Source organism: Mesorhizobium sp. M0437 (assembly GCF_040321335.1).
Lineage (GTDB): Bacteria > Pseudomonadota > Alphaproteobacteria > Rhizobiales > Rhizobiaceae > Mesorhizobium.
The window spans coordinates 1-934 of sequence record NZ_JAMYRK010000233.1 but is presented as its reverse complement, the minus strand read 5'-3'; the positions used below and the strand labels follow the sequence as shown (position 1 = coordinate 934).

General features: G+C 60.6%; 1 protein-coding gene. It reads right to left on the bottom strand.

From position 1 onward, the window contains the following. Positions 1 to 30: 30 nt before the first annotated feature. The gene (locus NKI72_RS35200) at positions 31 to 855 is read right to left on the bottom strand and encodes an IS5 family transposase (protein ID WP_352458936.1); all 825 of its coding nucleotides are present in this window, start codon (positions 853 to 855) and stop codon (positions 31 to 33) included. Positions 856 to 934: the final 79 nt, after the last annotated feature.

The window sequence follows — 934 nt, the reverse complement described above, 5'->3', positions numbered from 1 at the left end:
AGAGCCTGAATCAAAAAGAGTGTTTTGATATCAACTTCTTGCGAGCCTGCGGGTGAGCAGGCGAATGTGAGCGACGTATATCCAGGCTTCTGCGGAAGCGAGGGATTTCTCCCAGTCCTTGGCCAGCCTGCGGCATCGCCCCAGCCATGCGAATGTGCGCTCCACGACCCAGCGGCGCGGCAGGACCTCAAAGCCTTTGGCTTTATCCGTCCGCTTGACGATCTCCAGGGTGAACGTGCCGATCTTTTGCATCGCGCCCTTAAGCTTCGGTCCGGCATATCCGCCGTCGGCGAAGACGTGTCGCAGCCACGGCCAGCGTTCGAGAATGGTCTTGAGGGCAGCCGGTGCGCCGTCCCGGTCCTGGATATCAGCGGCGTGGACGACGAGACCGACCATCAGGCCGATGGTGTCGACAACGATGTGACGCTTGCGCCCGTTGATCTTCTTTCCCGCGTCGAAGCCACGAATTCCGCCGCTTTCCGTGGTCTTGACCGATTGGCTGTCGATCACGCCCGCCGTCGGGCTCGCTTCCCGACCCTCAGCCTCGCGCGCCGCCATGACGAGGCTGTTGCTGATGGTCCGCAACAAGCCCGCCTCACGCCAGCGATAGAAGTACTTCTGCACCGTTGAAAAGGGTGGGAAGTCTTTCGGCAGCAATCGCCACGCGCCGCCCGACGAGGCGAGGTAAAGAAGTGCGTTCACGACCTCGCGCAGGTCTGTCTTGCGCGGCCGGCCGATGCGGCTCGCCGACGGCATCATTGGCGCAATCAGCACCCACTCTGCATCGGTCAGATCGCTTGCGTAGCGGGCGCAACGCCGCTCATAATGCGCACGGGTGATTTCAGTCCAGGCCATCGTGATCTCCATCGAATCTTGCAAATCCGACGGAATCACAACCTGCTGAAATCACTCAACTCTTTTTGGAACGGACACT